At 70.1% G+C, this 231-nt stretch carries 1 pseudogene; it reads left to right on the top strand.

From position 1 onward, the window contains the following. Positions 1-231: pseudogene (locus tag EXE42_RS18055) on the top strand (hypothetical protein); the annotation flags it as partial.

Below are 231 nucleotides of genomic sequence, written 5' to 3'. Positions count from 1 at the left end.
GCGGACGCCAGCGAGCTCGTCCCGTCGCCGTCGTTCGACTTCGTGGCGTACGAGAACGAGTACTTCCGAGCGGTCGCCGAGCGGCGGACGGTCGACGTTCCGGAGTGGACGTACGCGATCACCGAGATCAGCGATTCTCGGGGCGAGTTCACGGCGTACGCGCGCGACGCCATCGTCGAACGGGACGTGGACGACGCCGGGCTCTCGGAGGCCGCCGCCGGCGTCCTGGAC

This window comes from Halorubrum sp. SP3, assembly GCF_005435195.1.
Taxonomy (GTDB): domain Archaea; phylum Halobacteriota; class Halobacteria; order Halobacteriales; family Haloferacaceae; genus Halorubrum; species Halorubrum sodomense.
This window is presented reverse-complemented; position numbering and strand designations above follow the sequence as displayed.